The sequence below is a fragment of the Enterococcus canis NBRC 100695 genome, assembly GCF_001544375.1.
Taxonomy (GTDB): Bacteria; Bacillota; Bacilli; order Lactobacillales; family Enterococcaceae; genus Enterococcus_H; species Enterococcus_H canis.
Genome location: NZ_BCQJ01000003.1, coordinates 253,167 through 278,930, shown reverse-complemented (window position 1 = coordinate 278,930; position 25,764 = coordinate 253,167). Strand labels below are relative to the sequence as shown.

The following is a 25,764-nucleotide window of genomic DNA, read 5'->3' as shown; positions in this document are numbered from 1 at the left end:
TACCTAAGAAGCAAAAGCAAAGTATAATAGAAGAGGTGACTATGTTGAGTAGTATTAAAATCATCCCACTTGGCGGTGTCCGTGAACACGGAAAAAATATGTACATCGCAGAAGTGGAAGATGAAATTTTCATTTTAGATTGCGGATTAAAATATCCGGAAAATGAATTGTTAGGAATTGATGTCGTGATTCCTGATTTCAGTTATTTGTTAGAAAATCGTGACCGAGTGGCTGGTATCTTTTTAACCCATGGACACGCTGATGCCATTGGGGCGCTTCCTTATTTCCTAGGGGAATTAGAAGTCCCTGTGTTTGGTTCTGAATTGACCATCGAGTTAGCGAAATTAAATGTGAATAATCATCAAGAAACGGCTAAATTCAAAGATTTCCACGTAGTTGATGAACATACGGAAATCGACTTTACCAATGCCACTGTTAGTTTCTTTAAAACGACCCATTCCATCCCTGATTCATTAGGAATCGTGGTGAAAACCAAAGAAGGCAGTATCGTTTACACGGGTGATTTCAAGATTGACCCAAGTGCCGTTCCAATGTATCGTACGGACTTTGGCCGAATCGCTGAAATTGGCAAAGAGGGTGTTTTGGCACTGTTGAGTGATTCTTCTAACGCAGAAAATCCTGCCCAAATCGCTTCGGAAAAGCAAATTGCTGAAGAAGTATTAGATACGATTCAATATTGGGAAGGGCGTATTATCGTTGCCTCTGTTGCTAGCAACTTGCAACGGGTGCAGCAAGTTTTAGATGCCGCTCATGTGGCGGGCCGTAAAGTTGTCTTGACCGGCCAAGATTTGGAACGTATCATTCGGACAGCGATGCGTTTAGAAAAAATCAAATTACCAAGTGAAGACTTACTAATCACCACAAAAGAAATGAAAAAATATCCTGATGAAGAGATTTTAGTGTTGGAAACGGGCCGAATGGGTGAACCTATCAAGTCCTTACAACGAATGGCAACCGGCAAACATCGCTCTGTTAGCATTAAAGAAGGCGACTTGGTGTATATTACGACAACACCAACCACGGCGATGGAAACGACTGTTGCAAAAACAGAAGATATCGTGTACCGTGCGGGGGGAACTGTTAAACAAATCTCGGATAACCTGCGGGTTTCAGGTCACGCGAACCCAGCTGACTTACAGCTTTTACTTAACATGCTGCAGCCTAAATTTGTCGTCCCAATTCAAGGGGAATATCGGCAATTAGCGGCTCATGCGGATATCGCTCATGAGCTAGGGATTCCTTATAAAGATATCTTCATTACTGGTCGTGGCGACATTTTAGAATACAAAAAAGGCAAGATGTCGGTAGCCGGTAGTACGCCAGCCGATAATATCATGATTGATGGAATTGGCGTGGGTGATATTGGCAATATCGTCTTGCGCGACCGTAAAATCTTGTCCGAAGATGGCATTTTCGTCGCTGTTGTAACCATCAGTCGACGTGAAAAAAAGATCATTGCAAAAGCACAAATCACTTCTCGCGGTTTTGTCTATGTTAAAACCAGTAAAGATTTGATTAAAGAAAGTGCCCATATTGTGGAAGAAGTTGTTGAAAAAACACTAGCCGGCAACGACTTTGAATGGTCAAAATTAAAACAAGACATTCGCGAGCAGTTGAGTCGCTACTTGTTTGAACAAACAAAACGTCGTCCCGTGATTTTGCCAGTTATCATGGAAACCTCACAACGTCGTCGTCAAAAATAAGCAAAAGGTCTGTTATCACGAGAGTGTGACAGACCCTTTTTGCGGAAAAAATGCTACACTAAGACTGCTTATTTTGTAAAGGATGTGAAAAAATGAATAGTTATCAAGATGATCCTATCGTACAGAAAAATCGTTGGTGGATCCTCGTTTCAGTGGCCATGTTTGCTTTTATGTCGACCTTAGATTCTAGTATCGTGAATATTGCGCTACCTACTATTTCAAAAGACTTAGCGGTACCGATGAATCAGGCTGAGTGGGTGGTGTCGATTTATTTGATCGCGGTCTGTGCCTTCTTATTGCTATTTGGTAAGATTGGTGACAGCTTTGGCAAGATCAAAGTGTATCGCATTGGTACGCTGATTTTTACACTAGGTTCGTTTCTTTGTGGGATTCCCCATTCATTAGGCTTTCTGTTATTTGCCCGCGTGATTCAAGGAATCGGTGCAGCCATGACGATGGCCACCAATTCAGGAATCGCTACCGAAGTGTTTCCTTTATCTGAACGTGGTCGTGCCTTAGGCTCTATTGGGGCCTTTGTATCATTAGGCTCCATTGCCGGACCAGGTATTGGCGGCTTACTGTTAGCCCATTTTTCTTGGTCCTACATATTTTGGATCAACGTTCCCGTGGGGATTATTACCATTTTGATTGGTGAAAAATTCCTGCCAAAAGATCTGTTGAAATCCAAGCAAAAAATCGATTTCCCAGGTTTTGCACTATTTGCGCTTTTTATTAGTAGTTTCTTTATGGCCGTTTTCTTAGGTCAGGAAGTCGGCTTCCTAGAGTTGACACCAGTGCTAGGTTTTCTAGTAGCTTTGGTGAGTCTGGTGGCTTTTATCATGGTAGAAAAGAAACAAGCGGCACCACTGATTGCCTTTAAAATTTTCAAAAATCGGTTATTTACTATTAGTTTGATGACGGCGGTGATGATTTTTGCCTCTAACTTTTTTGTTAATGTGGTGATTCCTTTTTACTTACAAAATGGCTTACAGCTGTCCGCTAGTTATTCTGGCCTTTTGATGATGGTCTTTCCATTTCTAATGGTTATCTTTTCACCTATCAGTGGCTATTTGACTGACAAGGTGGGCCCTGAAATTTTAACTGTGGCGGGGCTAGTCCTGTTGTCCATTACTTCCTTAATGTATATGTTTATGGGACTGACAACGCCGCTCTTTTATTACGTGATTGCCACAGGCTTAATGGGGATTGGCAACGCCTTGTTCCAATCGCCAAACAATACAACGGTGATGAGCAGTGTGGACAAGGAAAACCTAGGGATGGCTGGCAGTTTAAATTCCTTTGCGCGTAATTTTGGGATGGTCGCAGGGGTAGCCCTAGCGACAACGATTCTTTATCACGCTATGAGTGCGGCTTACGGGCAACATGTGACCACCTTTATTCAAGATCGTCCGGATATCTTTATCTTTGGGATGCGGGTCACCTTCTTTGGCTCGTTCCTCTTATGTGTTGGTGCGTTGCTTTTAACGACTTACCGCTACTTGAGCGTCCGTAAACAACGAAATTAATCACGAAGAACGGATCTGTTTTGAGATTCGTTCTTTTCTGTATCAAAATAAACGGAAAACTGTTATACTTTTGATAAAAGCGGTTTACATAGAGAAGGGAGTTTGGCGAGTATGGAAGTGATTTATCATGGACATTCATGTATTGAAGTTGTTTTTTCAGATGGACAACGCTTGATTGTAGATCCATTTTTAGCAGATAATCCTCTAGCAGATGTAGCACCGGAAGAGGTCAAAGTTGATTGGATTGTCATTACCCACGGACACAATGATCATATTGGTGACATGGCGGCGATTGCCAAAGCCAATGATGCAACGATTATTAGTGTGGCAGAAATTACTGACTTTGCTAAGAGCTTAGGTTTGAAAGGTCATGGCATGAATATTGGCGGCAAGCATACCTTTCCTTTTGGTGTGTTGAAACTTGTCCATGCCCAACACAGCTCTAGTTATGAGTATCAAGGTCAGACGCTTTATATGGGCGAACCAAGTGGTTTTTTATTGATGGCTGAAGGAAAAACACTTTATCATGCTGGCGATACGTCTGCCTTTGGCGATATGGCCCTGTTTGGCGAAGCCTATGACATTGATGTGGCCTTTTTGCCGATTGGCGACAATTTTACAATGGGACCTGAAGAGGCGGTTCGTGCAGCAAAACGCTTAAAAGCGAAACAGGTAGTACCAATCCATTACAATACATTTCCCGTGATCCAACAAGATCCCCACGCTTTTGCCGCGTTATTACCGGCAGGTCAAGGACAAGTAATGGCACCGGGAGAACGACTTACATTGAACTAGTTGGGGGATATTATGGCAACGAAACACGATCAAATACTTGATTATATCGAATCTTTACCGGTGGGAGACCGGATCTCTGTCCGTAGCATCGCCAAAAATCTCAACGTCAGTGAAGGTACTGCTTACCGTGCCATCAAGGATGCCGAGAACTTAGGGATGGTCTCGACGATTCAGCGGGTCGGTACGATTCGCATTGAACGAAAATTAAAGAAACATATTGAAAAACTGACCTTTGGCGAAGTTGTGCGGATTATTGAAGGCGACGTGCTTGGTGGACAGTCAGGTTTAGACAAAGTTCTGAATAAATTTGTGATTGGTGCGATGACGGAAGATGCCATGTTGCGTTACATTACGCCAGGCTCCTTGATGATTGTTGGTAACCGTGAAGGGGTGCAAAAGCTAGCGTTGGAAAATGGCGCAGCGGTCTTAATCACTGGGGGCTTTGATACCACCCAAGGCATTGCGCAACTAGCCGATCGGTTAGAATTGCCGGTTTTACGTACCACTTACGATACGTTTACTGTCGCAACGATGATCAACCGCGCCTTAAGTGATCAATTAATTAAAAAGGATATTATGCTAGTGGGGGACATCTATACGCCGCTAGAAAAAACAAATTACCTCTTAGCAACGGATACGATTGCAGATTATCAAAAATTATCCGCAGAAACGGGTCACTCCCGCTTTCCAATCGTCAATAAAAATATGCGGTTGATTGGGATGCTGACGGCAAAAGACGTCTTAGGTAAAGGCGAGCAGGTCATGATTGATAAGGTAATGACTCGAGATCCCAATGTTGTGAAGAAAAGCATGAGCGTAGCTAGTGTGAGTCACCAAATGATTTGGGACGGGCTGGAAGTCATGCCGGTAATTGAAGATGATTATGCCTTGCAGGGCATTGTGTCTAGACAAGATGTTATGAAGGCGATGCAGTTAGTACAGCGGCAACCACAGATTGCGGACACTATCAGTGACCAAATCAGCGGTGAAATCTTGACCGTAGATGAAGACAAGAACGGAAACCGCTTGGAAACACCTAATTTCCGATTTGATGTCACACCGCAAATGGTCAACAGTGTGGGGACGATTTCCTTTGGTGTTTTAAGTGAAATTATCGCCAATGTGGCACAACGGACGATGGTCTTGAATCAGCGGCGCAATGTGTTGATTGAACAGGTTAACTTGCATTATTTGCGCTTGATTCAATTAGAAAGTGAACTGGATATCCGTCCTCGGGTCTTGGAAATTGGGCGGCGTTCTGCCAAGCTCGATATCGAAGTATACTGGGAGAATACCATCGTTGGCAAAGCCATTGTAACCTGCCAAGTAATGGAACGGACCTAGAAAGGTAGAGAAGAATGACGGTTTTAGAAGAAATACTCGCAACAATCAAAGACTATGAGACAATTGTGATCCACCGTCACAAGCGACCTGATCCAGATGCTATTGGCTCACAAGTGGGACTGGCAGAACTTTTACGCCACTCTTTCCCCGAAAAGCAGATTTATCAAGTAGGCGGCCCGGTTGAAGGGCTGGATTATTTAGCTACTATGCAGGATGTACCAAATGAAGTCTATGCGGGTGCTTTGGTGATTGTCACCGATACTGCTAATTCTCCGCGTATCAGTGATGACCGCTATGATCAAGGCGCCAAGCTGATCAAAATCGATCATCATCCTAACGACGAGCCTTACGGGGATCTTGTTTGGGTCGATACGCAGGCAAGCAGTTGTAGTGAAATGATCGCCACCTTTGCGTTGACTTTTTCAGAGCTAAGCTTAAACGATGCAGCCGCACGCCTCTTATATGCCGGCATCGTTGGCGATACTGGCCGCTTTTTATACCCCGCTACGACACCTCATACGCTAGAAGTGGCAGCGCAACTTTTACGCTATGAGTTTGACAGTGCCAAGCTGAACCGTGAATTGGAACAAATTCCTATGAGTGTTGCACGGCTAGCCGGCTATGTCTACCAAAACTTAGAGATTGATCCTAACGGGGCGGCTCGCGTAATCTTGCCACAGAGTCTTTTGCAAGAATATGGCATCGTGGATTCACAAACGGCAGCGATTGTCAGCCTGCCAGGCGTGATTGACTCAGCTTTAGCCTGGGGCATTTTTGTGCAACAGCCTGAAGGGTATTACCGCGTGCGCTTGCGTTCCAAAGGGCCAGTTATCAATGAGCTGGCTAAAAAACATCATGGCGGCGGTCACCCACTAGCTAGCGGGGCCAATGCCCGTGATTTGGCGGAAGTTGAAACAATTTACCAAGAAATTCAAGCACTGTGTGCGGATTATCAAAAATGAGTTAAGAGACCGTCTTTCACAAGACGGTCTTTTGCGTGTGGTAAGAGGCTCAGAAAAGACACCTTTTCAAGTGAGCGAGAATCGGGTAAAATAAAAGCTAATCACTTTTAGGAGGAATGGAATGGAAACTTTACCAAATTGTCCAATGTGTCAATCGGCTTATACATATGAAGACCGCGGACTATTCGTATGCCCCGAGTGTGGTCACGAATGGCAGGAGTCAGATGTTGAAACAGGTTTGGATGTACGGGATGCAAATGGCAACCCATTAACCGACGGCGACAGCGTAACGGTCATTAAAGATTTAAAGGTTAAAGGCGCTAGTGGTGCAATCAAACAAGGAACGAAAGTTAAAAACATTCGTTTGGTGGAAGGTGACCACAATATCGATTGTAAAGTCGATGGCTTTGGTCCGATGAAGCTGAAATCTGAATTCGTTAAAAAACTATAATTATTGAAGTCTTGCATCTAATGGATGTAGGACTTTTTTGCTATTAAAAAGCGAAATTCACAGCTCCTTCAAAATCTGTTCGCCAATTTTTCGCGGATTCGTGCTACACTAAAAGAAAAAAGGGGGACATAAAGTGTACGGGTTTTATCCATTTTTCGATCCAACCTATCTATTAGTCATTCTAGGCTTAGTAATCTCAGGGATTGCTTCGGCCTATGTTAACAGCACCTACCGCAAATTTGATGAGATACGCAGTCAAAAAAACGTGACGGGAACACAAGCTGCACGCTATATTTTACAGTCGCAAGACATTGAGGATGTGGGTGTTCAAGCCATTTCCGGTAATCTCACTGACAATTACAATTCAGGTAACAAGACCTTGAGCTTGTCGCAAGCCACAGCTCAGTCGACTTCAGTGGCAGCCATTGCGGTGGCAGCCCATGAGTGTGGTCACGCAGTGCAAGACCATACTGGGTATAGTCCCTTGAAAATTCGCGCTAGTATCGTACCAGTGGCCAACTTTGGTTCCATGATTGCCTTTCCCTTGATTTTGATTGGTGTCTTAATGAGTTACAATCAAACCCTAATCAATATTGGGATCGTTTGTTTTTCCTTTGCTCTCTTGTTCCAATTAGTGACGTTGCCAGTAGAGTTTAACGCGTCAAACCGCGCCTTGAAGATTTTGGCGTCAGGGGGACTTTTAACGGAGGAAGAAATCCCTATGGCCCGTAAAGTATTGACAGCGGCAGCCTTGACCTATGTCGCTGCTACTTTAGCAACCTTTTTACAACTTTTACGGTTAGTGATTCTATTTGGGAATCGGAGCCGTGATTAGTCGAACCTTTGTGTTCGGCTTTTTTTGTGGGGAAAATGGGTGTCAGCAAAAGAGATGACGGCAACGCGACTACTATCAGTCTGTCAGAGCGACTAATCGTGGCAACGGCTTTTCTTGAGGCTTTGTGTTATCATAAAAGTAGTAAAAAAGAGGAGCTGAAGCAGATGAAAACATCAACAAAAATCACGATTGGTTTAAGTGTCGCAGCAGTAGCAAGTGTCAGTGTAGCAGTAATGGCTTCAGGCAAGATTATTGAAAAAGCCAAACACCTTGCGACCCGTAGAAAAATCAAACGCTTTGTGGACGATAAATTTAACGGCAATGAAAAGCTGTTAGATATGGTGGACCGCTTATCTGATGATGATTTAGACTCTATCGTAGGCATCTTAGGCAAAATCAAAGATGGTCGTAAAAAAATTTCCGTTTATGGGGATAATTTGAAGGACACGACGGAAGACTTGAAAGGTCGTCTGATGGATTTTGTGGACGGCGTCTTTTAAAAAAGAAGGACAAATGCAGCCTAGGCGAGCATTTGTCCTTTTTTAGCGCTTATTCGTTTATGGTAGTAGTAAATGGAGCAATACTAAGTGATCGAGATGCTTGAGGGAAAAACCAGTTTGTTGGTAAAAACGATCGAGACGATACTGCAACGTGTTGCGGTGCATAAACAATGCTTTGGCAGCCGCGCTGATATTGCCTTGATTTTCCCACAAGACTTGAATGATTTCCGGCATATCATCGTCGAGGGTAGCCTCTTGTCTTAAGTGCTGCATGAGAGGATTATGATGTAAAGCCTGCTTGGTGACATAGTGGAGGGCCACTTCGGCAAAGCTAAAGACTGTTTTACCAGAAGAGCCACGTTCTTCTTGAAAGACGCGTTCTTCCTCCTTAAATAAAGGTGCCACAGCTTGTTCACTATCAAAAGGTGAACCGACGAATACGTGGGTAGTGGTGTCAAAATCACTGTCTAATGTCAAAAAGACCCCTTCTAATTCTTCCAGGTCAAAGGAACGTTTGCTGATTCGTTCCACTAGCAACGCTCGTTCTTCGTCTAAAAAGAATAAACTTGCCAGTTCGGGGAACATGCCATGGATACTGTCAATCCAATCTTGCTTTAAAAATTCAGCTGGCAGCTGTAGTTGTAATTGAAAAACACGGTATTGGCCTTTTGTATCGGGCAAAGGACCTTGTCCGCGTAAATAAAGGAGCCAGGGATGTTGCTGCGGCAACTCTTGCGCCAAGGGAATCTGTTGTAATAAGACTTTTTCACTTTCCTTCAGTTGCGCTTCGGGAATCACTAAAAATTGCTCACCATAAGGCAACGCAAAGTAGCCTGTTAGGGGCGTTTCCTGGATTTGGGCGGCCGGATACAGGGCTAATAATTCTTCAACGGTCATCATGTGAAATTCACCTCATTGGTATTGTAGCATGGAACGATTTTTTTCGGGGAAAAACTTATCAGAACCCACAAACTATGGTAAAGTGTTGCCGAGGAGCGTGACCTATGGAAAAAGAAGACTGGATGCGAGAGGCCTTGCTAGAGGCTGAAAAGGCAGGCGCTATCGGGGAAGTCCCCATTGGTGCGATTGTGGTACAAGCAGGAAAAATAATTGGCCGCGGACATAATCTGCGGGAGGCAACGCAAGATGCCACGGCCCATGCAGAAATGATTGCGATTCGTGAGGCTTGCGAGGCGACTGGCAGTTGGCGACTGGAAAATGCACAACTATACGTTACGCTCGAACCTTGTCCTATGTGCAGTGGTGCGATGATTTTGTCACGGGTAACGGAAGTTTATTTTGGTGCCAGTGATCCTAAAGGCGGCACCGCTGGGACTTTGATGAATCTTTTGACAGATGATCGGTTCAATCATGTGGCAGCTGTGGAGGGCGGCATTTTAGCAGCCGAGTGCGGCCAGATTCTAAGCAATTTTTTCCGGGAGCTGCGGGAACGCAAAAAAGCTGCTCGCAAAAAAAATACTAGCAATTCTCTCGAAAATAAGGTAGAATAATTCTTGCCGAAAGGCTAGGACAATGGTGAGCTCGTGAAGCGTGTCAGATCTGGAAGGAAGCAGCACTAAGCTTGCCTCACCATGTGTCTGAAATTTAAAATTACCTCAAACAGGCTGATGCCTGTTTTTTTGTTATCTAAAGCAGCTGGTTTAAAGCGGATTTTATTAAGCAAAAGCTTGTTATAACGCCGATTTAGCTAATAATTGCCTGTCTGTTTTTACTAGGCTAGGTTGAAAGCTAACCTAGTAATTTTGGCCGTTTTGGCATATAATAAAGTTTAGTGAATTTACGGGAAAAGGGGGTTCGCAATGGCCTATCAAGCACTATATCGAGTCTGGCGCTCGCAACGATTTGAAGATATCGTGGGACAACAAGCCGTCACGCAGACGTTAAAAAATGCCATTATGCAAAAGAAAACATCGCACGCCTACTTATTCACTGGACCACGAGGGACCGGGAAGACCAGTGCGGCCAAGATTTTTGCCAAAGCAATCAACTGCCCTAACAGTCACGATGGCGAACCATGTAATGAATGTGAGATTTGCCAAGCAATCACGGAGGGGCGCTTAAATGACGTGATTGAAATTGATGCTGCCAGTAACAATGGCGTTGAAGAAATCCGCGATATTCGGGATAAAGTGAAATATGCCCCCACACAGGCAGAATATAAAGTTTACATCATTGATGAAGTCCATATGCTTTCAACAGGAGCTTTTAATGCCCTGTTAAAAACCTTGGAAGAACCACCGGAAAAGGTTATTTTTATCTTAGCCACCACAGAACCACACAAAGTACCGTTGACGATTATCTCACGGACGCAACGCTTTGATTTCAAACGTATTGCGACACAAGATATTGTGGAACATATGGCGCATATCTTAGCAGAAATCGACGTACCTTATGAAGAACAGGCACTCTATGTAATTGCTCGTGCAGCAGAAGGCGGTATGCGGGATGCGCTGAGTATCTTAGACCAAGCGATTTCTTTTAGCCAAGGTAGTTTGACAACGGATGATGCGATGCAAGTGACCGGCTCACTGACCTACGAGATGATGGATCAGTACTTAGCCGCCTGTACCGCCAAAGATGTCGAAGGGGCTTTGGAAATTCTAGAGAAGATTCTTGGTGAAGGGAAAGAAGCCCGCCGCTTTTTGGAAGACTTGCTGCTATACTGCCGCGACTTATTGATGTATCAACAGGCACCTAAGCTGTTACAAGAAAAGTCAGGGTCACTGAGTGAGGCGTTTAAAGAGTTAGCTAAAACACCTGCTGAAACGATTTATACCATGATCAAGCTTTTGAATGAAACACAAAACGAGATTCGTTTTACCAACCATGCGAATGTTTATTTGGAAGTAGTGACAGTTAAACTAGCAACTTTAAAAGGTCCGGTCGCAATTTCAGAACCTACGCAACCAACGACAAATGAGTCCGCTTCAGCAACCGAGCTAGCGGCACTGCAGCAACAGATAAATACTCTGCAGCAGGAATTGAAACAGCTGCGTCAAGAACCAGTAGCTACGAATAAGCCGGCACCAGCTCCGGTTAATCGTAATAATCGCAGTTATAAAGTTCCAACAGAACGTGTCTATCAGGTGCTAGAGGCTGCCACAAAGGGCCATCTAAACCGGATTCGTAATGTTTGGGGCGACCTCTTGATGATGCTTTCAGTCTCACAGCGGGCGATGCTCAAGGCTAGTGAGCCGGTAGCTGCTAGTGGCGAAGGGCTAGTGTTAGCCTTTGATTACGAGATTCTATGCCAACGGGCGATGGATGACACGGAACTACAGCTGGCTGTTCACAATAGTTTAAGTAAACTGGTGGATTTCGCACCGAATTATGTCGGGATTACCCACGAAGTTTGGCCGAAATTGCGGCAAGACTTTTTGGCTCAAAATCGCAATAGTCCGGCTGAAAATCTAGCCACGATTGACGAAGGTCCTATCGAGCTAGTACCAGAAGAAAAACCAGATGATTTATCCGAACCAATGCGGGCCCTCTTTGGGGAAGCCGTCGAAATAATAGATGATTAGGAGTGACGTACTATGATGCGCGGAATGGGTAACATGCAAGGCATGATGAAACAAATGCAGAAAATGCAAAAAGATATGGTGAAGGCTCAAGAAGCTTTAAACGAAAAACAATTTACTGGAGCAGCGACCAATGATTTGGTGACTGTAACGTTTACTGGTGATCGTAAAATGGTGGACATGAGTATTCAAGAAGCGGTCGTAGACCCAGATGATGTGGAAATGCTACAAGACTTGGTGATGCTAGCAGTTAATGACGCGCTAGCCCAAATCGAAAAAGAAACAGAAGCCACCATGGGCAAATATACTAAAGGCTTGCCAGGTTTCTAATGGTGGAGGATCGGGTGAAAAAGCGTGCTTTTTCCCCGTTTTCTTTTGTAGAGGAGTGAGAGGATGCACTATCCAGAACCAATTGCAAAATTGATTGAAAGCTACATGAAGTTGCCGGGAATCGGTCAAAAAACGGCGACAAGATTGGCTTTTTTTACTATTGATATGAAGGAAGAAGATGTCAATGCTTTTGCCAAAGCCTTGATTAGCGTGAAACGCGACCTGCATTTTTGCAGTATTTGCGGCAATATTACCGAGGAAGATCCCTGTGAAATCTGTCGGGACACCACTCGCGATCGTTCCACAATTTTAGTTGTAGAAGAGCCTAAAGATGTGATGGCGCTAGAAAAAATGCGTGAGTATCATGGCTTGTACCATGTGTTACATGGTGTACTTTCTCCAATGGAGGGGACGGGACCTGAGGATATCAATATTCCCGCTTTGATCCAACGGCTACATGATCAAGAAGTCCAAGAAGTAATCATTGCCACCAATGCCACAACTGAGGGTGAAGCAACTGCGATTTACTTATCACGTTTGATCAAACCAGCTGGTATCAAAGTCACCCGTTTGGCTCACGGCTTATCAGTGGGCAGTGACATAGAGTATGCAGATGAAGTCACGTTGTTAAAAGCGGTAGAAGGCCGCCGAGAATTGTAGCGATTAGACAGGTTCTCGAAATTCAAGTACAATGAGAAACATAGATGGAGGCGCAATCGTGAAGGGAATTTTTATCACATTTGAAGGACCAGACGGTGCTGGCAAGACCAGTGTCTTAGAAGAAGTATTACCAAGATTACAGATGGTGGCAAAAGCGCCATTAGTTAAAACTCGTGAACCAGGCGGTATTCCTATCGCGGAGAAAATTCGCACGATCATTCTTGATCCGAAAAACACTGCGATGGATGAACGAACAGAGGCCCTACTATATGCAGCTTCTAGAAGACAACATTTAGTGCAAAAGGTTTTACCCGCTTTGATGGAAGGTAAAATCGTGTTATGCGATCGCTTTGTTGATAGTTCATTAGCTTATCAAGGAGCTGGCCGGCGCATCGGCATGGAAGCAATCGCGGCCATTAATGAATTTGCCACCGAAGGAACGGTGCCGGATGCGACGATTTATCTAGATGTTGATTCGGATACCGGCTTGGAACGGATTGCCCGCAGCCGCAAGCACGATGTTGACCGTTTAGATACCGAGTCCCCTGAATTTCACCAACGTGTCCGGCATGCTTATTTAAAAATTGCTGAACAAAATCCGCAACGGGTAATTCAAATCGATGCTCGTATGCGTCTGGAAGAAGTGGTAGAAGCAACCTATCAAGCGATCGTACAACGTTTCCCTGAGTATTTTGCCTAGAATAGAAAGGACGGAAGAATATGAAAATCATCTTAGCTATTGTACAGGACAAAGACAGTAATCGTTTGGCGAATGAATTTATCGACGCCAATATTCGCGCAACAAAACTTTCCTCAACTGTCGGCTTTTTGAAGTCCGGTAACAGTACCTTTATCGTCGGAATCGATGATGATCGAGTGGAAGAAGCGCTAGAGCTAATCAAAGAAACGTGTCAATCACGGAAACAATATGTCTCAACACCCGTTACCCTAGATATCTCCTTGGAAGGGCAAGTGCCTTATCCCGTGGAAGTTGAAGTGGGCGGCGCAACGGTCTTCGTCTTACCAGTAGAAGGCTTCCACCAATACTGATATGAATGAAGCAGAAACTTTGGCTGCTTTACAGCCAATCGTTTATACCCAATTACACCATAGTATTTTGGAAAAACGGGTCAGTCATGCGTATTTATTTGAAGGACAAGCCGGGACTGGAAAACATGAATTTGCGCTGTGGTTGGCGAAAAGCCGCTTTTGCACAGCTTTAGTTGACGGAAATCCTTGTAATCAGTGTCATAACTGTACGCGGATCAATGAAGGCGAACACCCAGATGTCCATGTAATTGAGCCTGATGGTCAAAGTATCAAAGTGGATCAAATTCGCGAATTGAAAACCGCTTTTTCTAAAAGCGGTGTGGAAACCAAGCGTCAAGTATTTTTGATCCGCGATGCCGAAAAGATGTCCACTGGGGCTGCCAATAGTTTGCTGAAGTTTTTAGAGGAGCCGGATGGCGAGATTTTGGCTGTTTTAGAAACGGAAAGTGCTAGCCAACTATTGCCAACGATTCGTTCTCGCTGTCAATATATCTTTTTTCACGCACTAAGTGAGAGCGAAATGACCCGTCGGCTGGGAGCTAAAGGGGTGGGACCTCAGTCAGCCCAACTGTTGGCTCAATTGACCAACAGCTTAGAGAAAGCTGTTGAATTATCCCAGGATGAATGGTTTAATGAGGCTAAGGACACGATGCGTCAGTGGTTTACTTTTCTAACGCAAAAAGATTTGCAGGCTTTTGTTTATGTCCAAAAAAAGCTGGTAAAGGTCTTTAAAGAAAAAAGTCAGCAAGAACTAGCCTTTGATCTCTTATTGGCTTTCTACCGCCAGACGGTACGCCGCCAAACGCAAACAGAGGTTGAAGCTGTCTTAACCGCTCAGCAAAAATGGCACAGTAATGTGGCTTTTCAAGCCGTTTTGGAACAGTTGGCTTTGCGGATCGTGTTGCCACAAGAATAGGAGGAGCAAGATGGTAGAAGTTGTCGGTGTTCGCTTTCGTCAAGCGGGCCATATCTATTATTTTACTCCCGGAAAAGCAGATTATTTCTACAATGATCGTGTACTTGTAGAAACGCAACAGTCGAAACAGTTAGGAACAGTCGTCGTACCTAAAAAGACGATGGATCAAAAGGATTTGCCTGATGATCTAAAACCGATTTTACATAAAGCTAATGCTGCCGAGATCGAAACGGAAAGAAAAAATCTGACGGATGCTGAAGAAGCTTTTCGGGTCGCTAAGGTAAAGATTCGTGAACATCAGTTGGAAATGAAACTGATCCGTGTGGAATATACCTTTGATCGCAGTAAAATGATTTTTTACTTTACTGCTGATGGCCGCGTCGACTTTCGTGATTTAGTCAAGGATCTGGCCGCCTGCTTCCGAACACGAATCGAATTACGACAAATCGGTGTACGGGACGAAGCCAAAGCTTTAGGCGGGATTGGTCCTTGTGGTAGACAGTTATGCTGTTCGACATTTCTGGGAGATTTTATGCCAGTATCAATCAAGATGGCTAAAGATCAAGGGTTATCACTTAACCCAACTAAGATTTCCGGTCTTTGCGGCCGCTTGATGTGCTGTTTGAAATATGAGAATGACGAATATGAAGCAGCCAAAAAAGAGATGCCAGATTATGGTAAGGAGATCCAGACACCAGACGGCAAAGGTCGGGTAGTGGGTCTAAATCTCTTAAGCCGAATTGTCAAAGTACGTTTGGTAGGTCGTGAGACAGCCGTAGAATATGACTACGAAGAATTGAAAGAAGCCCAAGCAGTTGGGCAGGCAAAGGACGATGTACATGGATAAACGTTCTTTATATGATGGCTTGAGCCAGGTGGAATCAGAACTTCGCAGTACCTTGACAGAATTATCTGAATTACGGGAAGCACTGCATGAGCTGGTAGAAAAGAATACGACCTTGGAAATCGAGAATCAGCGATTACGGGAACACTTACAAGAAATCAATAAGCCAACAGACGGCAAGGCAAAAGGCCTATCTAAGTCACGAATGAACTTGGAAAAGCTTTATGAAGAAGGCTTTCACGTTTGTAACGTCCTTTATGGGTCGAGACGGGAAAATGATGAAGAGTGTGCTTTTTGCTTAGATGTGATTTATGGTGAACGTAAATAAAGGTCTGTGACATAGACTCGAATACATGATGATCAGATTCTTTGATGATTATGGTTGGGGCTTATGTCACAGCTTTTTTTTGGAAAAGGAGACGGGAAGATGCAAATACAAAAAAGTTTCAAGGAACCAGCTAAAGGAATCCTTTACTTAGTGCCGACACCCATTGGAAATTTAGAAGATATGACTATGCGAGGGATCCGAATCTTGCAGGAAGCCGACTTGATTGCCAGTGAGGATACCCGCAATACGCAAAAATTGCTGAATCATTTTGAAATCAAAACGCCGCAGTTAAGTTTTCATGAGCATAATATTCGCGAACGGATCCCGCAATTGCTGGAGAAATTGCACAATGGTGCAGTGATTGCGCAAGTCAGTGATGCTGGCATGCCCTCAGTCAGCGACCCGGGACATGAACTAGTGACAGCCTGTATCGCAGCAGAACTGCCGGTGGTGGCACTACCAGGCCCAACTGCTGGGTTAACCGCCTTGATTGCTTCAGGCCTGTTACCGCAACCCTTTACCTTTTATGGGTTCCTACCACGGAAAAAGAAAGAGCAGCGCGAAGCTTTAGAACAATTACAAGGAGCCCAACCGACACAAATTTTTTACGAATCACCCTACCGAATCAAACAAACGGTTACGTTGATGGCGGAGGTTTTTGGTCCGCGAGAGGCGGTTATCTGCCGGGAATTGACCAAAATCCATGAAGAATACTTGCGGGGGACTTTGACGGAATTAGCCGAATATTTAAGCGAGCATGAGCTTAAAGGGGAATGCTGTCTTTTAGTAGCTGGTGGTGAAGCGGCTGAGCCAGAGGCTGATTATGCAGAGCTGACTTTACAAGAACACGTGTTAGCCTTGATGGCTACTGGCAGCAGTAGTAAAGAAGCAATCAAAGAAGTGGCCAAAAGACGTAAACTGCCTAAGCAAGAAGTTTATCAGGCCTATCATGAACCAAAATAATCTGCTGAGCCGTGACGAGAATTGTCATGGCTTTTTATTATGACCAAGCGGCATGTTACCCTTCTTTTTGAAGCTAAATTGCCTGCTGGATTTTTTTAAATCTGCCTTTTATATAACTTGTGTCAGAACGAACGTTTGGTTATAATATGGGGGGAGGTGAGTCTATGACCGAGCTTCAGTTTCCTTTAAAGAAGGATACGTCAAGGAAAATTATTCATATTGATATGGATGCTTTTTTTGCTTCCGTTGAAGAACGGGATCACCCTGAGTTGGTGGGACATCCTTTGGTAATTGCCCGGCATCCTCACGACACCGGTGGCCGCGGGGTGGTCACTACTGCTAATTATGAAGCCCGCAAATACGGCATCCATTCGGCTATGAGTGCCCAAAAAGCTTATGAACTCTGTCCACAAGCAATTTTCAAGGCGGGAGATCATGAGAAATACAGCCGGATTTCCCAAGAGATTCGCGCCATTTTCCGGCGTTATACCGATGTAATTGAACCTGTTTCCATTGATGAGGCTTATCTAGATGTCACGGTGAACAAATTAGGAGCTAAGTCAGCAATTCGAATCGCGCGGCTAATCCAATACGATATTTGGCAAGAATTGCATCTGACCTGTTCTGCTGGTGTCAGCTACAATAAATTTTTAGCTAAATTAGCGTCCGATTTTCAAAAGCCCAAAGGTCTGACGGTGGTTATGCCAGAGGACGCCGAGGCTTTTCTTAAAGCCTTACCCATTGAAAAATTTCACGGTGTAGGAAAAAAGACGGTGCCGAAAATGCACGAGCTGGGTATTTTTACAGGGGCTGATCTTTATGAAAAAAGTGAAATGGACTTGATTCGGCAATTTGGTAAAATGGGCTATTCTTTGTACCGCAAAGTTCGTGGTATCCATGACTCACCAGTCAATGTCACCCGTGATCGTAAATCAGTGGGCAAAGAACATACATATGGCACTCCCTTGATTCATGAAGAGCAGGTGACGACGCAATTACGCCAACTGGCTGAACGAGTGGAGGTCTCGCTAAAACGCCATCAAAAACACGGGAAAACCGTCGTTTTGAAGGTGCGTTATGCAGACTATACGACCATTACCAAACGCGTCACCTTACCAGAATATATTTATAAAAAAGAAGAGCTTTTTTACCAGGCCAATTTGATTTGGGAAGAGATTTTAGGTCTTGAAAAAGGGATTCGCTTATTAGGGATCACCTTAACGAACCTAGATCCCATGACGTATGAAAATATTGTCCTCCCTTTGTGGGAAAAGACAGGTTATGATCAACGAGAAGGTTAAAAAAAGAAACGACTCCGGTGCCAACTGCTAACAGTTGCATCGGAGCCGTTTTATTATTGGGTCAATTCCAATAATTTGTTTTTCAAATCTTCTTCCATTTGGACCAGTTCAATCTCGGCAGAGCGCCGTTTTTCTTTGCCCTCTTTTTGAATCCGTAATGTTTCTTGGATTGTTTCCACTAAGTCGTTTTGTGTCTTTTGCAACGTTTCAATATCGACAATGCCGCGTTCGTTTTCTTTGGCGGTCTCGATAGCCGAAATCTTCAACATTTCAGAGTTTTTCTTCAACAAGTCATTAGTTGTTTCAGAGACTTGGCGTTGCGCCGTAACGGCATCTTTTTGTCGTAAAAGCGTCAAGGCAATCACTACTTGGTTTTTCCATAAAGGAATTGCCGTGTTAATGGAGGTTTGGATTTTTTCAGCTAAAGCCTGATTGGTATTTTGAATCAAGCGAATCTGTGGTGCTTGTTGGATCGTGATTTGACGCGCTAAGCGCAAGTCATGGGTCCGCTTATCTAACCGATCAAGGAATTGGGTATAGTCGTTAACAACTTGGACATCCATTTGATCCCCACTAGCTTCCGCTTTATTCATAGCTTCTGGGATAATAGTCGTCTGTAATTCCTCAATTTTGACTTCGCCGGCTGCAATGTAGATGTTTAAGGCATCAAAATAGTCCTTATTCTTTTGATACAGCTGTTCCAGCATCAAATTGTCTTTCAGCAAACCGTCTTTTTCGTGGTTTAATTTAACACCGATTTTGTCGATTTGCGCCCCAATTTTTTGATATTTAGCCGTTACCTCATAGATAGACTGTTTCACCTTGCCAAAGACACGTTTAAAGATATTGCCTTCTGCATTCAACTCTTCCGGATTGGCTTCATTTAGGCGGTACATCAGCTCATTTAAGGAATCCCCCACGGGACCTAGTTCCTGATTTTGAACATGGTTCAGCATAGATTGCGAGAACTCACTTAATTTTTGTTGCGCGGCGGTACCATAGCTTAAAACGGATTGTGAATCCTGTACGTCGATTTTGCTAGCTAACTCACGAGCCTGCGCTTGACGATCAGCTGGTAATTTATCAATCAAACGGGGAGCACGGTCCTGTTCTTTCAACGCGTTGATTTCCTGTTGCTGAGTTGTGGTCAGCGTATCAACGGGTGTGGAAAAAGGATTATTCAGTAGATCGTCTAATGTATTTTCAACGGGTTTAACGGGTTGATTTTGTTCGTCCATTCAAACTCCTCCTTTGTTCATCTATTCTTTATTATCTCCTTTGAGACTGTTTTTCGCAATTGATATCTCTACATCTAGCTCATCTAGATCGTCCGCCACCAAGCTTTGGTAATCTTGGATGATCAGTTTGGACATTTGATCAATAATTTGCGCACTTTCATCAAGCTTGACATAGGTTTGTTTGTTTTTGATCTCATGGTTGGAGATCTCAACATATTTATCGGTCAGCTCTACCAAATTTGGTAAGTGTGTGTAAAGGAAGTGATTGGCTTTGTGCAGCTTATCAGGTTCCTTCACCAGCTCTTTGAAAAGAGCTTTGCTAGTTCGCAACGTATCATTGCGCAAATCGATGGCTTTTAGCTTAGAGACACTATTGATGTTCTTTTGCAACTGCTGGATTTGTTGTTTAGTGGTATTCATCGTTTCACGGAAAAATTTGATCTCCGCGTCGCTCATGCCAGTTGTTTGGTAGTGAGCTTCCTTTTCTTTTGATAAACCGGGAAGTTCTTCTGGCTTAGGCTTGCCAAACTGCCGCATAATCATATAGACCAACAGCGCTAAGAGCCCAAATAAAATCAAGGCGAAGAGTGAATCACGCAACAACCAAAAAATACCTATCAAGGTTAAAATAAAGATAGGGGTCAAATATTTACGATTCATGAGATTTCCTCCTGTTCTTTGAACTGATCACACGTTTATTTTAGCACAGCTGATCCTAGACAGGGTATCCGTCCCAAGGTTGATTTTCACGATTTACAAAAAATATAAGAATCCTAAGAAAAATTGAAAAGGCGCCAGGGAAACTGTATCATGTATTCTGAGAGGTGAAAATTATGCGTGAAGAAGATTTTGAAGAAAAAACATTGGAGCGGCAAGAGATTTTCAAGGGGAAAATCATTGAAGTCGTATTAGATAAAGTAGCATTACCCAAAGGTGGCACGAGTTTCCGTGAACTAGTTTTCCATCCAGGTGGTGTAGCGGTGATTCCAATTACGGCGGATAATAAGATCATTTTAGTCAAACAATTCCGTAAGCCGATGGAACAAGTGCTACTGGAGATTCCAGCCGGTAAGATTGATCCGGGAGAACAACAGTTGCCAGAGGTTGCGGCAGCCCGCGAGTTGGAAGAAGAGATTGGCATGCGGGCGCAGGAATTACGCTTAGTAACGGCCGCTTATTTATCGCCAGGCTTTGCCAATGAAAAGCTGTATATTTATTTTGCGGACCAGTTAGAGCGAGTGGAAAATCCGCGCCCACAAGATCCTGATGAGGTGTTGGAATTACATGAGCTGACCTTGGCAGAGGCCAAAACAGCCATAGCCAGTGGCGCAATCTGTGATATTAAGACAGTTTGCGGCATTCAATACTGGGAATTGGAAACGCTAAAAAGGAGGCTAGGGAATGGGTCAGAAACCGCTGATCACGAGAGCTGAATTACGTAAACGAAAAGAAGCCGAGGAGCAGCAACAAGCGGAAGCCGCGCGGCAGGCAGAAAAAGAATATGAACAGCAAGAACGCAAGATTGACCAGTTTTATCGTAAGGAACAGAAAAAACAAAAGCCGGTTCAGAAAAGTCGGACTGGCGAACGAACGCGGTCACGGGAATTGAGCCGTTTTCTAGTCACCGCCATTATCGTGGTGGCAGTCTTGCTAGCTGTAGTGATGTATTTAGTCTTTAATTGGTAGGAGGAGACAGATGAAAATAGGAATTATTGGCGCCATGGATGAGGAAGTGGCGATTTTAAAAGAACGTTTAACAGATAAAATGTCTTGGGAGCGCGGGGGTGCTATCTATACTTCTGGGGCTATGGGCAAACACGAAGTAATCGTTGTCCGCTCTGGTATTGGCAAGGTAATGGCGTCCATGACGACCTTAATGCTGATTCAACAATACGGCGTTAATATGGTGATTAATACCGGATCAGCCGGTGGGATTGGGGCCGGTCTAAAAGTCGGCGACCTCGTGGTTTCTGAAAAATTGGCCTATTTCGATGTCGATGTTACAGGCTTTGGCTACAAACCAGGTCAGCTGCCGAATATGCCATTGTACTTTGAACCAAGTCGCTATTTAGTTAGTGAAATTACCCAAGCTGCTGAAAAAGCCGACTTTAATGTGCAGGAAGGTTTGATTGTTACCGGCGACAGCTTTATCAATGATCCAGCTAAAATCAAACAAATAGTCACTGATTTTCCTGAAGCACTAGCGTGTGAAATGGAAGGGGCGGCGATTGCACAAACAGCGAGCCAATTCAACATACCTTTTGTGGTAGTACGGGCTATTAGCGATACAGCTGACCACGAAGCAGCCACGACTTTTGATGAGTTTATCGTAGAAGCGGGTCGTCAATCAGCCGAAATGGTGGTAAAATTTGTCGAGCATATCGTTTAAGGAGGGAATTCCATGGAAGCCTTGATTTCAATTGATTATACCAATGATTTTGTTGCAACTGACGGTGCTTTAACAACCGGTGAGCCGGGACAAGCCATTGAGTCTACCTTGGTGGCTTTGACGAAGGAATTTATTGAAAAGGACCAATTCGTGGTTTTTACGATTGATAAACACGATCCTAATGATCCTTATCATCCTGAAAATAAATTATTTCCACCACATAATGTTGCGGGGACATCCGGACGCGCTTTGTACGGTACGTTGGCCCCTTTATATGAAGAAAATCGCGACAAAGAAAATGTCTATTGGATCGACAAACGACACTATTCAGCTTTTAGTGGTACAGATCTGGATATCCGCTTACGAGAACGCAAGATTACGAAGCTCCATTTAACCGGAGTTTGCACGGATATCTGTGTGTTGCACACAGCTGTTGATGCGTATAACCTTGGTTATCAGTTGGTGATTCATCAAGATGCCGTAGCCAGCTTTGACCCCGTTGGACATGAATGGGCTTTGGGACACTTTAAAAATACCCTCGGGGCAGAAGTGATTTAGGCTTAATTCTTTCTTAAGTAAACCTAACAAAAACTAAAATTTTCCGACATACTTTCTTCACAACTACTGGGTATAGTATAAGCATACCAACAAAACAACCCTAACAGTTTTCACGACTACCCATCGTGAGAACAACACTTTTTCATTTTTACTCCTCGTAAAAATAACTCCTTGCCGTCCGGCCACCCACCGGACGGTTATTTTTTTGTTTGAACGCTTATGAAAGGCAACTTAGCCGCCTTTTTGCTAAAATAGGAGTTAATGGAGGGGATATGAATGCCATTTTATACCTATCAATATTTGGTACAACAAACCCATACGGTCAATAAAATCCAGTGGGCCGTGATGGCGGTAATTTTTATTGCGTTGCTGATTATGGGCTATTTCTGGGTGCGGCGTCGTTTAGATTATCGTTTAAAAGAAGTCGGCGTGCTGCTGATTATTTTGTTGCTGCTTTTGGGAGGCGTCCAGCTAAACACCTATTATAATGAAGAGGCCAGTGATAATCAGTACGCTCAGCTGTTGGCTACGATTCAGGCGGCAGCAAAATCACTGGATGTGGATCCAGATGTGATTAAAATCAATCGCACCGATTTGAATGTCGATCCGGTTATCATGGCAGAAGAGCAGTTTTACATCTTACATATGTCAGATGATAAGCTGTCTTATTTGCTAGAAAAAATCGATGTAGGCAATCGTAGCGAGATTCAAATCACAGATGTAGAAGGGAGCGGTGAGTAATGTCATACATGGACATTGGCTTGAAGCTGGCGGTTGGTTTATTATGTTTAATCATTTTCATCAATATTTCTGGCAAAGGCAACCTGGCACCAAAAAGCGCGGCGGATCAAGTACAGAATTATGTATTAGGGGGAATCATCGGTGGGGTGATTTATAACTCTCAAATCACGTTGTTGCAATTTTTGATTGTGTTATTGATTTGGGGCACCTTAGTAACGGTTCTGCGCATCGCCAAGCTACATAATCCAGAGGTTAAGCGTTTAGTGGACGGGCAACCAATTCTCTTAATCGATCATGGCAAATTGATTCCTGAAAACTTTAAAAACGCTAATCTCTCAGCCCATGACTTTGGCACGATGCTGCGGTTACATGGGGTGGATTCCATCGACGAGATTAAAACGGCCCAGCTAGAGCAAAATGGCGATTTAACGATTGTGGAGAAGGGCGATCCTAATCGCGGCACTTACGTTATCGCAGATGGTCACGTGGTGGAGGATGCTTTAGAGGCTATCGATAAGGATCAAACTTGGCTGGAGCAGCAGTTGACGGACAAGGGTTTGACTGATATTACCAATATCTTTTTGGCGGAATATTTTCAAGGCGAACTACGGGTCGTCCCTTATAGCACTGAAAAAGTCGCTGCTCAATAAAAAATCAGAGTTGCTGAGGGCCCCTCGCAACTCTGATTTTTTTAGTGACTTAATTCTTCTAGTTCAAGGGAAAGGCTTTCCCATTCATCTAGCAAACTTTCTTGCTGCGACTGATAATGCTCCAGCTCATCATTTAAGCGAATCAATTCAGTATGGTCTTCGCTGACTGCCGGCTGGCTCATAGCATGCTGCGTTTCAGCAAGGGCGGTATCGACTTTAGCCATTTCAGCTTCCAGTGCTTCGATTTTTCGCTGCAAGCTGCGTTCTAGCTTTTGTTGTTCTTTAGACAAGGCATAGGCAGTCTGCTTGGTTTCTACGGGCGCAGTGTCTTCTGCTAGGGCGGCCAACTCTTCTTCTTCGCGTTTCTTTTCCAGATAATAGTCGTAATCACCCAGATAAACGCGACTGCCATTTTCTGAGAGCTCCACTACTTTAGTCGCAATGCGGTTAATAAAATAGCGGTCATGGGAAACGAAGAACAGGGTGCCTTCGTAATCAATTAAGGCATTTTCCAGCACTTCCTTGTTGTCGATGTCCAAGTGGTTCGTCGGTTCATCTAGAATCAAGAAGTTATCGTGGTCCATAGACAACTTAGCCAAGGCTACCCGTGCTTTTTCACCACCGCTTAGTAGCGGAATGGTTTTTTCGACATCCTCACCAGAAAAAAGGAAGCTGCCTAAAACAGAGCGGATATCTTTTTCCGGTGTCATAGGGTGCTCATCCCAGATTTCAGCCAGGACCGTCTTAGTGCTGTGGAGCTGGGCCTGTTCTTGATCGTAGTAGCCAATCTCAACGTTTGTACCAAGCCGGCTTTCACCTTGTAAGAAAGGCTGGGTACCAATAATAGCTTTTAAAAGCGTTGACTTGCCGATTCCATTCGGTCCGACTAAAGCAATGGCGTCCTGACGACGAATATCAAGGTTGATAGGGGCGGATAAGACTTCATCATAGCCGATGGCGGCGTCCTCCACCTGTAAGACGACATTGCCAGAAGGCTTGTCGATGGCAAACAGGAAATTTGCCGATTTTTCATCCCCTTGTGGTCGATCTAGTCGATCCATTTTTTCTAAGGCTTTCCGGCGGCTTTGAGCTCGTTTGGTGGTGCTGGCCCGCACTAAATTACGAGCAACAAAATCTTCTAATTTGGCAATTTCGGTCTGTTGCTTTTCATAGGCCTTCCATTGCGTTGCCAATTGTTCCGCTTTTAAGTCCAAATACTTGGAATAATTGCCCTTATACCGGTGGATTTTCCGGCGACTCAATTCGTAAACCTCCGTTGCAACCTTATCTAAGAAGTAGCGGTCATGGGAAACGATTAACAGAGCGCCACGATAATTTTGCAAGTAGCCTTCTAACCAACTAAGAGTCTCAATGTCCAAATGGTTGGTGGGCTCATCTAAAATCAAGATATCAGGCTTTTGCAGTAATAGCCGGGCGAGGGCTAGCCGGGTTTTCTGACCCCCAGAGAGTGTATTGATTACTTGCTCAAACATCGTCTCCGGAAACCGAAAACCATGGAGAACGGAACGAATCTCCGCTTCATAGCCGTACCCATTCACCTCAGCAAAGTCATGCTGCAGCCGGTCGTATTCTTTTAAAATCAATTGATAGCTAGGTGATTCGGGCAAGGCCTCACTAATCTCTAGCTCTAACTCCCGCATGCGTCGTTCCATTTGGCGGACTTCTTCAAAGGCGCCTAACATTTCGTTCCAGACAGTTTCCTCCGAGTCTAGTCCTGTATTTTGGGCTAGATAGCCAATAGTAGCTTGTTTATTTTTGGCAATTGTACCGGTATCAGGCGCTTCTAAGCCAGCAATAATTTTTAACAAAGTCGATTTGCCGGCGCCGTTCCGGCCAACCAGGGCGATGCGGCTGTGACTATCAACTTCTAGTTGAATATTTTCAAATAAAACCTCGGCGCCAAAATAGCGGGCTACCTGGTTAGCTTGTAGGATAATCATTGTATTTTCCTCATTTCTCTTGGATCCATTAGCTCCAGTTTAGCATATTCCCCAAAGGCTAGCGAGGAAAAAAGAACTTTGTGAATTTTGCTAAGATAACGGGGTGAATGATTTCGAAAGCGCATTCCAATCGCTATTTGACAACGATTAGAAAAA

29 protein-coding genes and 1 other RNA gene are annotated in these 25,764 nt (G+C 44.1%); 26 read left to right on the top strand and 4 right to left on the bottom strand.

The annotated features are described in order from the left end of the window. Window positions 1–44: 44 nt before the first annotated feature. From ECA01S_RS06620 to ECA01S_RS06585, 8 genes are all read left to right on the top strand, one after another. On the top strand, window positions 45–1,724 hold the full coding sequence (locus ECA01S_RS06620) for a ribonuclease J (protein ID WP_067393197.1): 1,680 nt from the start codon (window positions 45–47) through the stop codon (window positions 1,722–1,724). Window positions 1,725–1,816: 92 nt separating this feature from the next. Further along, on the top strand, window positions 1,817–3,250 hold the full coding sequence (locus tag ECA01S_RS06615; protein WP_067392938.1) for an MFS transporter: 1,434 nt from the start codon (window positions 1,817–1,819) through the stop codon (window positions 3,248–3,250). A gap of 111 nt (window positions 3,251–3,361) precedes the next feature. Then, on the top strand, window positions 3,362–4,045 hold the full coding sequence (locus ECA01S_RS06610) for a metal-dependent hydrolase (RefSeq protein ID WP_067392935.1): 684 nt from the start codon (window positions 3,362–3,364) through the stop codon (window positions 4,043–4,045). Between the two features lie 12 nt (window positions 4,046–4,057). Next, the gene (locus ECA01S_RS06605) at window positions 4,058–5,389 is read left to right on the top strand and encodes a DRTGG domain-containing protein (RefSeq protein WP_067392932.1); all 1,332 of its coding nucleotides are present in this window, start codon (window positions 4,058–4,060) and stop codon (window positions 5,387–5,389) included. Between the two features lie 14 nt (window positions 5,390–5,403). Next, window positions 5,404–6,351: a DHH family phosphoesterase gene (locus tag ECA01S_RS06600; protein WP_067392929.1), complete on the top strand. Its 948-nt coding sequence runs from the start codon at window positions 5,404–5,406 to the stop codon at window positions 6,349–6,351. 121 nt (window positions 6,352–6,472) lie between these two features. After that, window positions 6,473–6,802: a zinc ribbon domain-containing protein YjdM gene (locus ECA01S_RS06595; protein WP_067392926.1), complete on the top strand. Its 330-nt coding sequence runs from the start codon at window positions 6,473–6,475 to the stop codon at window positions 6,800–6,802. A 133-nt stretch (window positions 6,803–6,935) separates the two neighbouring features. Next, window positions 6,936–7,637, top strand: coding sequence for a zinc metallopeptidase (locus ECA01S_RS06590; RefSeq protein WP_067392923.1), 702 nt, complete (start codon window positions 6,936–6,938; stop codon window positions 7,635–7,637). Window positions 7,638–7,801: 164 nt separating this feature from the next. Continuing rightward, window positions 7,802–8,137, top strand: a complete 336-nt coding sequence (locus ECA01S_RS06585) for a hypothetical protein (RefSeq protein ID WP_067392920.1) — start codon at window positions 7,802–7,804, stop codon at window positions 8,135–8,137. A gap of 57 nt (window positions 8,138–8,194) precedes the next feature. On the opposite strand, the gene ECA01S_RS06580 is transcribed toward ECA01S_RS06585, so the two are convergent. Then, window positions 8,195–9,037, bottom strand: a complete 843-nt coding sequence (locus ECA01S_RS06580) for a helix-turn-helix domain-containing protein (protein ID WP_067392917.1) — start codon at window positions 9,035–9,037, stop codon at window positions 8,195–8,197. Between the two features lie 104 nt (window positions 9,038–9,141). On the opposite strand from ECA01S_RS06580, the gene tadA reads away from it, so the two are divergent. The 12 genes from tadA to dinB all read left to right on the top strand — a co-directional run bounded on the left by tadA (window position 9,142) and on the right by dinB (window position 18,071). Further along, window positions 9,142–9,648, top strand: coding sequence for a tRNA adenosine(34) deaminase TadA (gene tadA, locus ECA01S_RS06575; protein ID WP_067392914.1), 507 nt, complete (start codon window positions 9,142–9,144; stop codon window positions 9,646–9,648). An 11-nt stretch (window positions 9,649–9,659) separates the two neighbouring features. Further along, an RNA gene (ffs, locus tag ECA01S_RS06570) (signal recognition particle sRNA small type) lies at window positions 9,660–9,746 on the top strand. 211 nt (window positions 9,747–9,957) lie between these two features. Beyond that, window positions 9,958–11,682 carry a DNA polymerase III subunit gamma/tau gene (gene dnaX, locus ECA01S_RS06565; protein ID WP_067392911.1) on the top strand — a complete coding sequence of 575 codons (1,725 nt, stop codon included), beginning with the start codon at window positions 9,958–9,960 and terminating at the stop codon, window positions 11,680–11,682. A gap of 12 nt (window positions 11,683–11,694) precedes the next feature. Beyond that, window positions 11,695–12,009, top strand: a complete 315-nt coding sequence (locus tag ECA01S_RS06560; protein WP_067392908.1) for a YbaB/EbfC family nucleoid-associated protein — start codon at window positions 11,695–11,697, stop codon at window positions 12,007–12,009. A 63-nt stretch (window positions 12,010–12,072) separates the two neighbouring features. Further along, entirely contained in the window at window positions 12,073–12,669 is a 597-nt protein-coding gene (gene recR, locus ECA01S_RS06555) for a recombination mediator RecR (RefSeq protein ID WP_067392905.1), read from the top strand. 58 nt (window positions 12,670–12,727) lie between these two features. Further along, window positions 12,728–13,369: a dTMP kinase gene (gene tmk, locus ECA01S_RS06550; protein WP_067392902.1), complete on the top strand. Its 642-nt coding sequence runs from the start codon at window positions 12,728–12,730 to the stop codon at window positions 13,367–13,369. A 20-nt stretch (window positions 13,370–13,389) separates the two neighbouring features. Continuing rightward, a complete protein-coding gene (darA, locus tag ECA01S_RS06545) occupies window positions 13,390–13,719 on the top strand; it encodes a cyclic di-AMP receptor DarA (RefSeq protein WP_067392900.1) in 330 nt (109 codons plus the stop codon). 1 nt (window position 13,720) lies between these two features. Continuing rightward, window positions 13,721–14,635 (top strand): DNA polymerase III subunit delta', encoded by a 915-nt coding sequence (gene holB, locus ECA01S_RS06540; protein ID WP_067392897.1) that lies wholly within the window; start codon window positions 13,721–13,723, stop codon window positions 14,633–14,635. A gap of 10 nt (window positions 14,636–14,645) precedes the next feature. After that, complete coding sequence (locus ECA01S_RS06535) at window positions 14,646–15,482, top strand: PSP1 domain-containing protein (RefSeq protein ID WP_067392893.1); 837 nt, start codon at window positions 14,646–14,648, stop codon at window positions 15,480–15,482. Then, window positions 15,475–15,807, top strand: coding sequence for a DNA replication initiation control protein YabA (locus tag ECA01S_RS06530; protein WP_067392890.1), 333 nt, complete (start codon window positions 15,475–15,477; stop codon window positions 15,805–15,807). The genes ECA01S_RS06535 and ECA01S_RS06530 overlap by 8 nt, the downstream gene beginning before the upstream one ends. Before the next feature lie 99 nt (window positions 15,808–15,906). Beyond that, window positions 15,907–16,770, top strand: a complete 864-nt coding sequence (rsmI, locus tag ECA01S_RS06525) for a 16S rRNA (cytidine(1402)-2'-O)-methyltransferase (RefSeq protein WP_067392887.1) — start codon at window positions 15,907–15,909, stop codon at window positions 16,768–16,770. A gap of 164 nt (window positions 16,771–16,934) precedes the next feature. Further along, a complete protein-coding gene (gene dinB / locus ECA01S_RS06520; RefSeq protein ID WP_067392883.1) occupies window positions 16,935–18,071 on the top strand; it encodes a DNA polymerase IV in 1,137 nt (378 codons plus the stop codon). A 53-nt stretch (window positions 18,072–18,124) separates the two neighbouring features. Here dinB and ECA01S_RS06515 read toward each other — a convergent pair whose 3' ends face one another. Both ECA01S_RS06515 and ECA01S_RS06510 read right to left on the bottom strand, forming a co-directional pair. Beyond that, on the bottom strand, window positions 18,125–19,309 hold the full coding sequence (locus tag ECA01S_RS06515) for a toxic anion resistance protein (protein ID WP_067392881.1): 1,185 nt from the start codon (window positions 19,307–19,309) through the stop codon (window positions 18,125–18,127). 21 nt (window positions 19,310–19,330) lie between these two features. Beyond that, on the bottom strand, window positions 19,331–19,969 hold the full coding sequence (locus ECA01S_RS06510; protein ID WP_067392878.1) for a 5-bromo-4-chloroindolyl phosphate hydrolysis family protein: 639 nt from the start codon (window positions 19,967–19,969) through the stop codon (window positions 19,331–19,333). A 170-nt stretch (window positions 19,970–20,139) separates the two neighbouring features. On the opposite strand from ECA01S_RS06510, the gene ECA01S_RS06505 reads away from it, so the two are divergent. The 6 genes from ECA01S_RS06505 (at window position 20,140) to ECA01S_RS06480 (ending at window position 23,647) form a co-directional block, all read left to right on the top strand. Continuing rightward, window positions 20,140–20,742: an NUDIX hydrolase gene (locus ECA01S_RS06505; protein WP_067393195.1), complete on the top strand. Its 603-nt coding sequence runs from the start codon at window positions 20,140–20,142 to the stop codon at window positions 20,740–20,742. Then, a complete protein-coding gene (gene macP / locus ECA01S_RS06500) occupies window positions 20,711–20,995 on the top strand; it encodes a cell wall synthase accessory phosphoprotein MacP (protein ID WP_067392877.1) in 285 nt (94 codons plus the stop codon). Before ECA01S_RS06505 ends, macP begins: the two co-directional genes overlap by 32 nt. Before the next feature lie 10 nt (window positions 20,996–21,005). Next, window positions 21,006–21,698: a 5'-methylthioadenosine/adenosylhomocysteine nucleosidase gene (locus ECA01S_RS06495; RefSeq protein WP_067392874.1), complete on the top strand. Its 693-nt coding sequence runs from the start codon at window positions 21,006–21,008 to the stop codon at window positions 21,696–21,698. A gap of 12 nt (window positions 21,699–21,710) precedes the next feature. Beyond that, window positions 21,711–22,256 carry a cysteine hydrolase family protein gene (locus ECA01S_RS06490; RefSeq protein ID WP_067392872.1) on the top strand — a complete coding sequence of 182 codons (546 nt, stop codon included), beginning with the start codon at window positions 21,711–21,713 and terminating at the stop codon, window positions 22,254–22,256. Between the two features lie 276 nt (window positions 22,257–22,532). Continuing rightward, window positions 22,533–22,997 carry a DUF3290 family protein gene (locus ECA01S_RS06485; RefSeq protein WP_067392869.1) on the top strand — a complete coding sequence of 155 codons (465 nt, stop codon included), beginning with the start codon at window positions 22,533–22,535 and terminating at the stop codon, window positions 22,995–22,997. Continuing rightward, window positions 22,997–23,647: a DUF421 domain-containing protein gene (locus tag ECA01S_RS06480; protein WP_067392866.1), complete on the top strand. Its 651-nt coding sequence runs from the start codon at window positions 22,997–22,999 to the stop codon at window positions 23,645–23,647. Before ECA01S_RS06485 ends, ECA01S_RS06480 begins: the two co-directional genes overlap by 1 nt. Window positions 23,648–23,688: 41 nt before the next feature. Here ECA01S_RS06480 and ECA01S_RS06475 read toward each other — a convergent pair whose 3' ends face one another. After that, a complete protein-coding gene (locus ECA01S_RS06475) occupies window positions 23,689–25,608 on the bottom strand; it encodes an ABC-F family ATP-binding cassette domain-containing protein (protein ID WP_067392863.1) in 1,920 nt (639 codons plus the stop codon). Window positions 25,609–25,764: the final 156 nt, after the last annotated feature.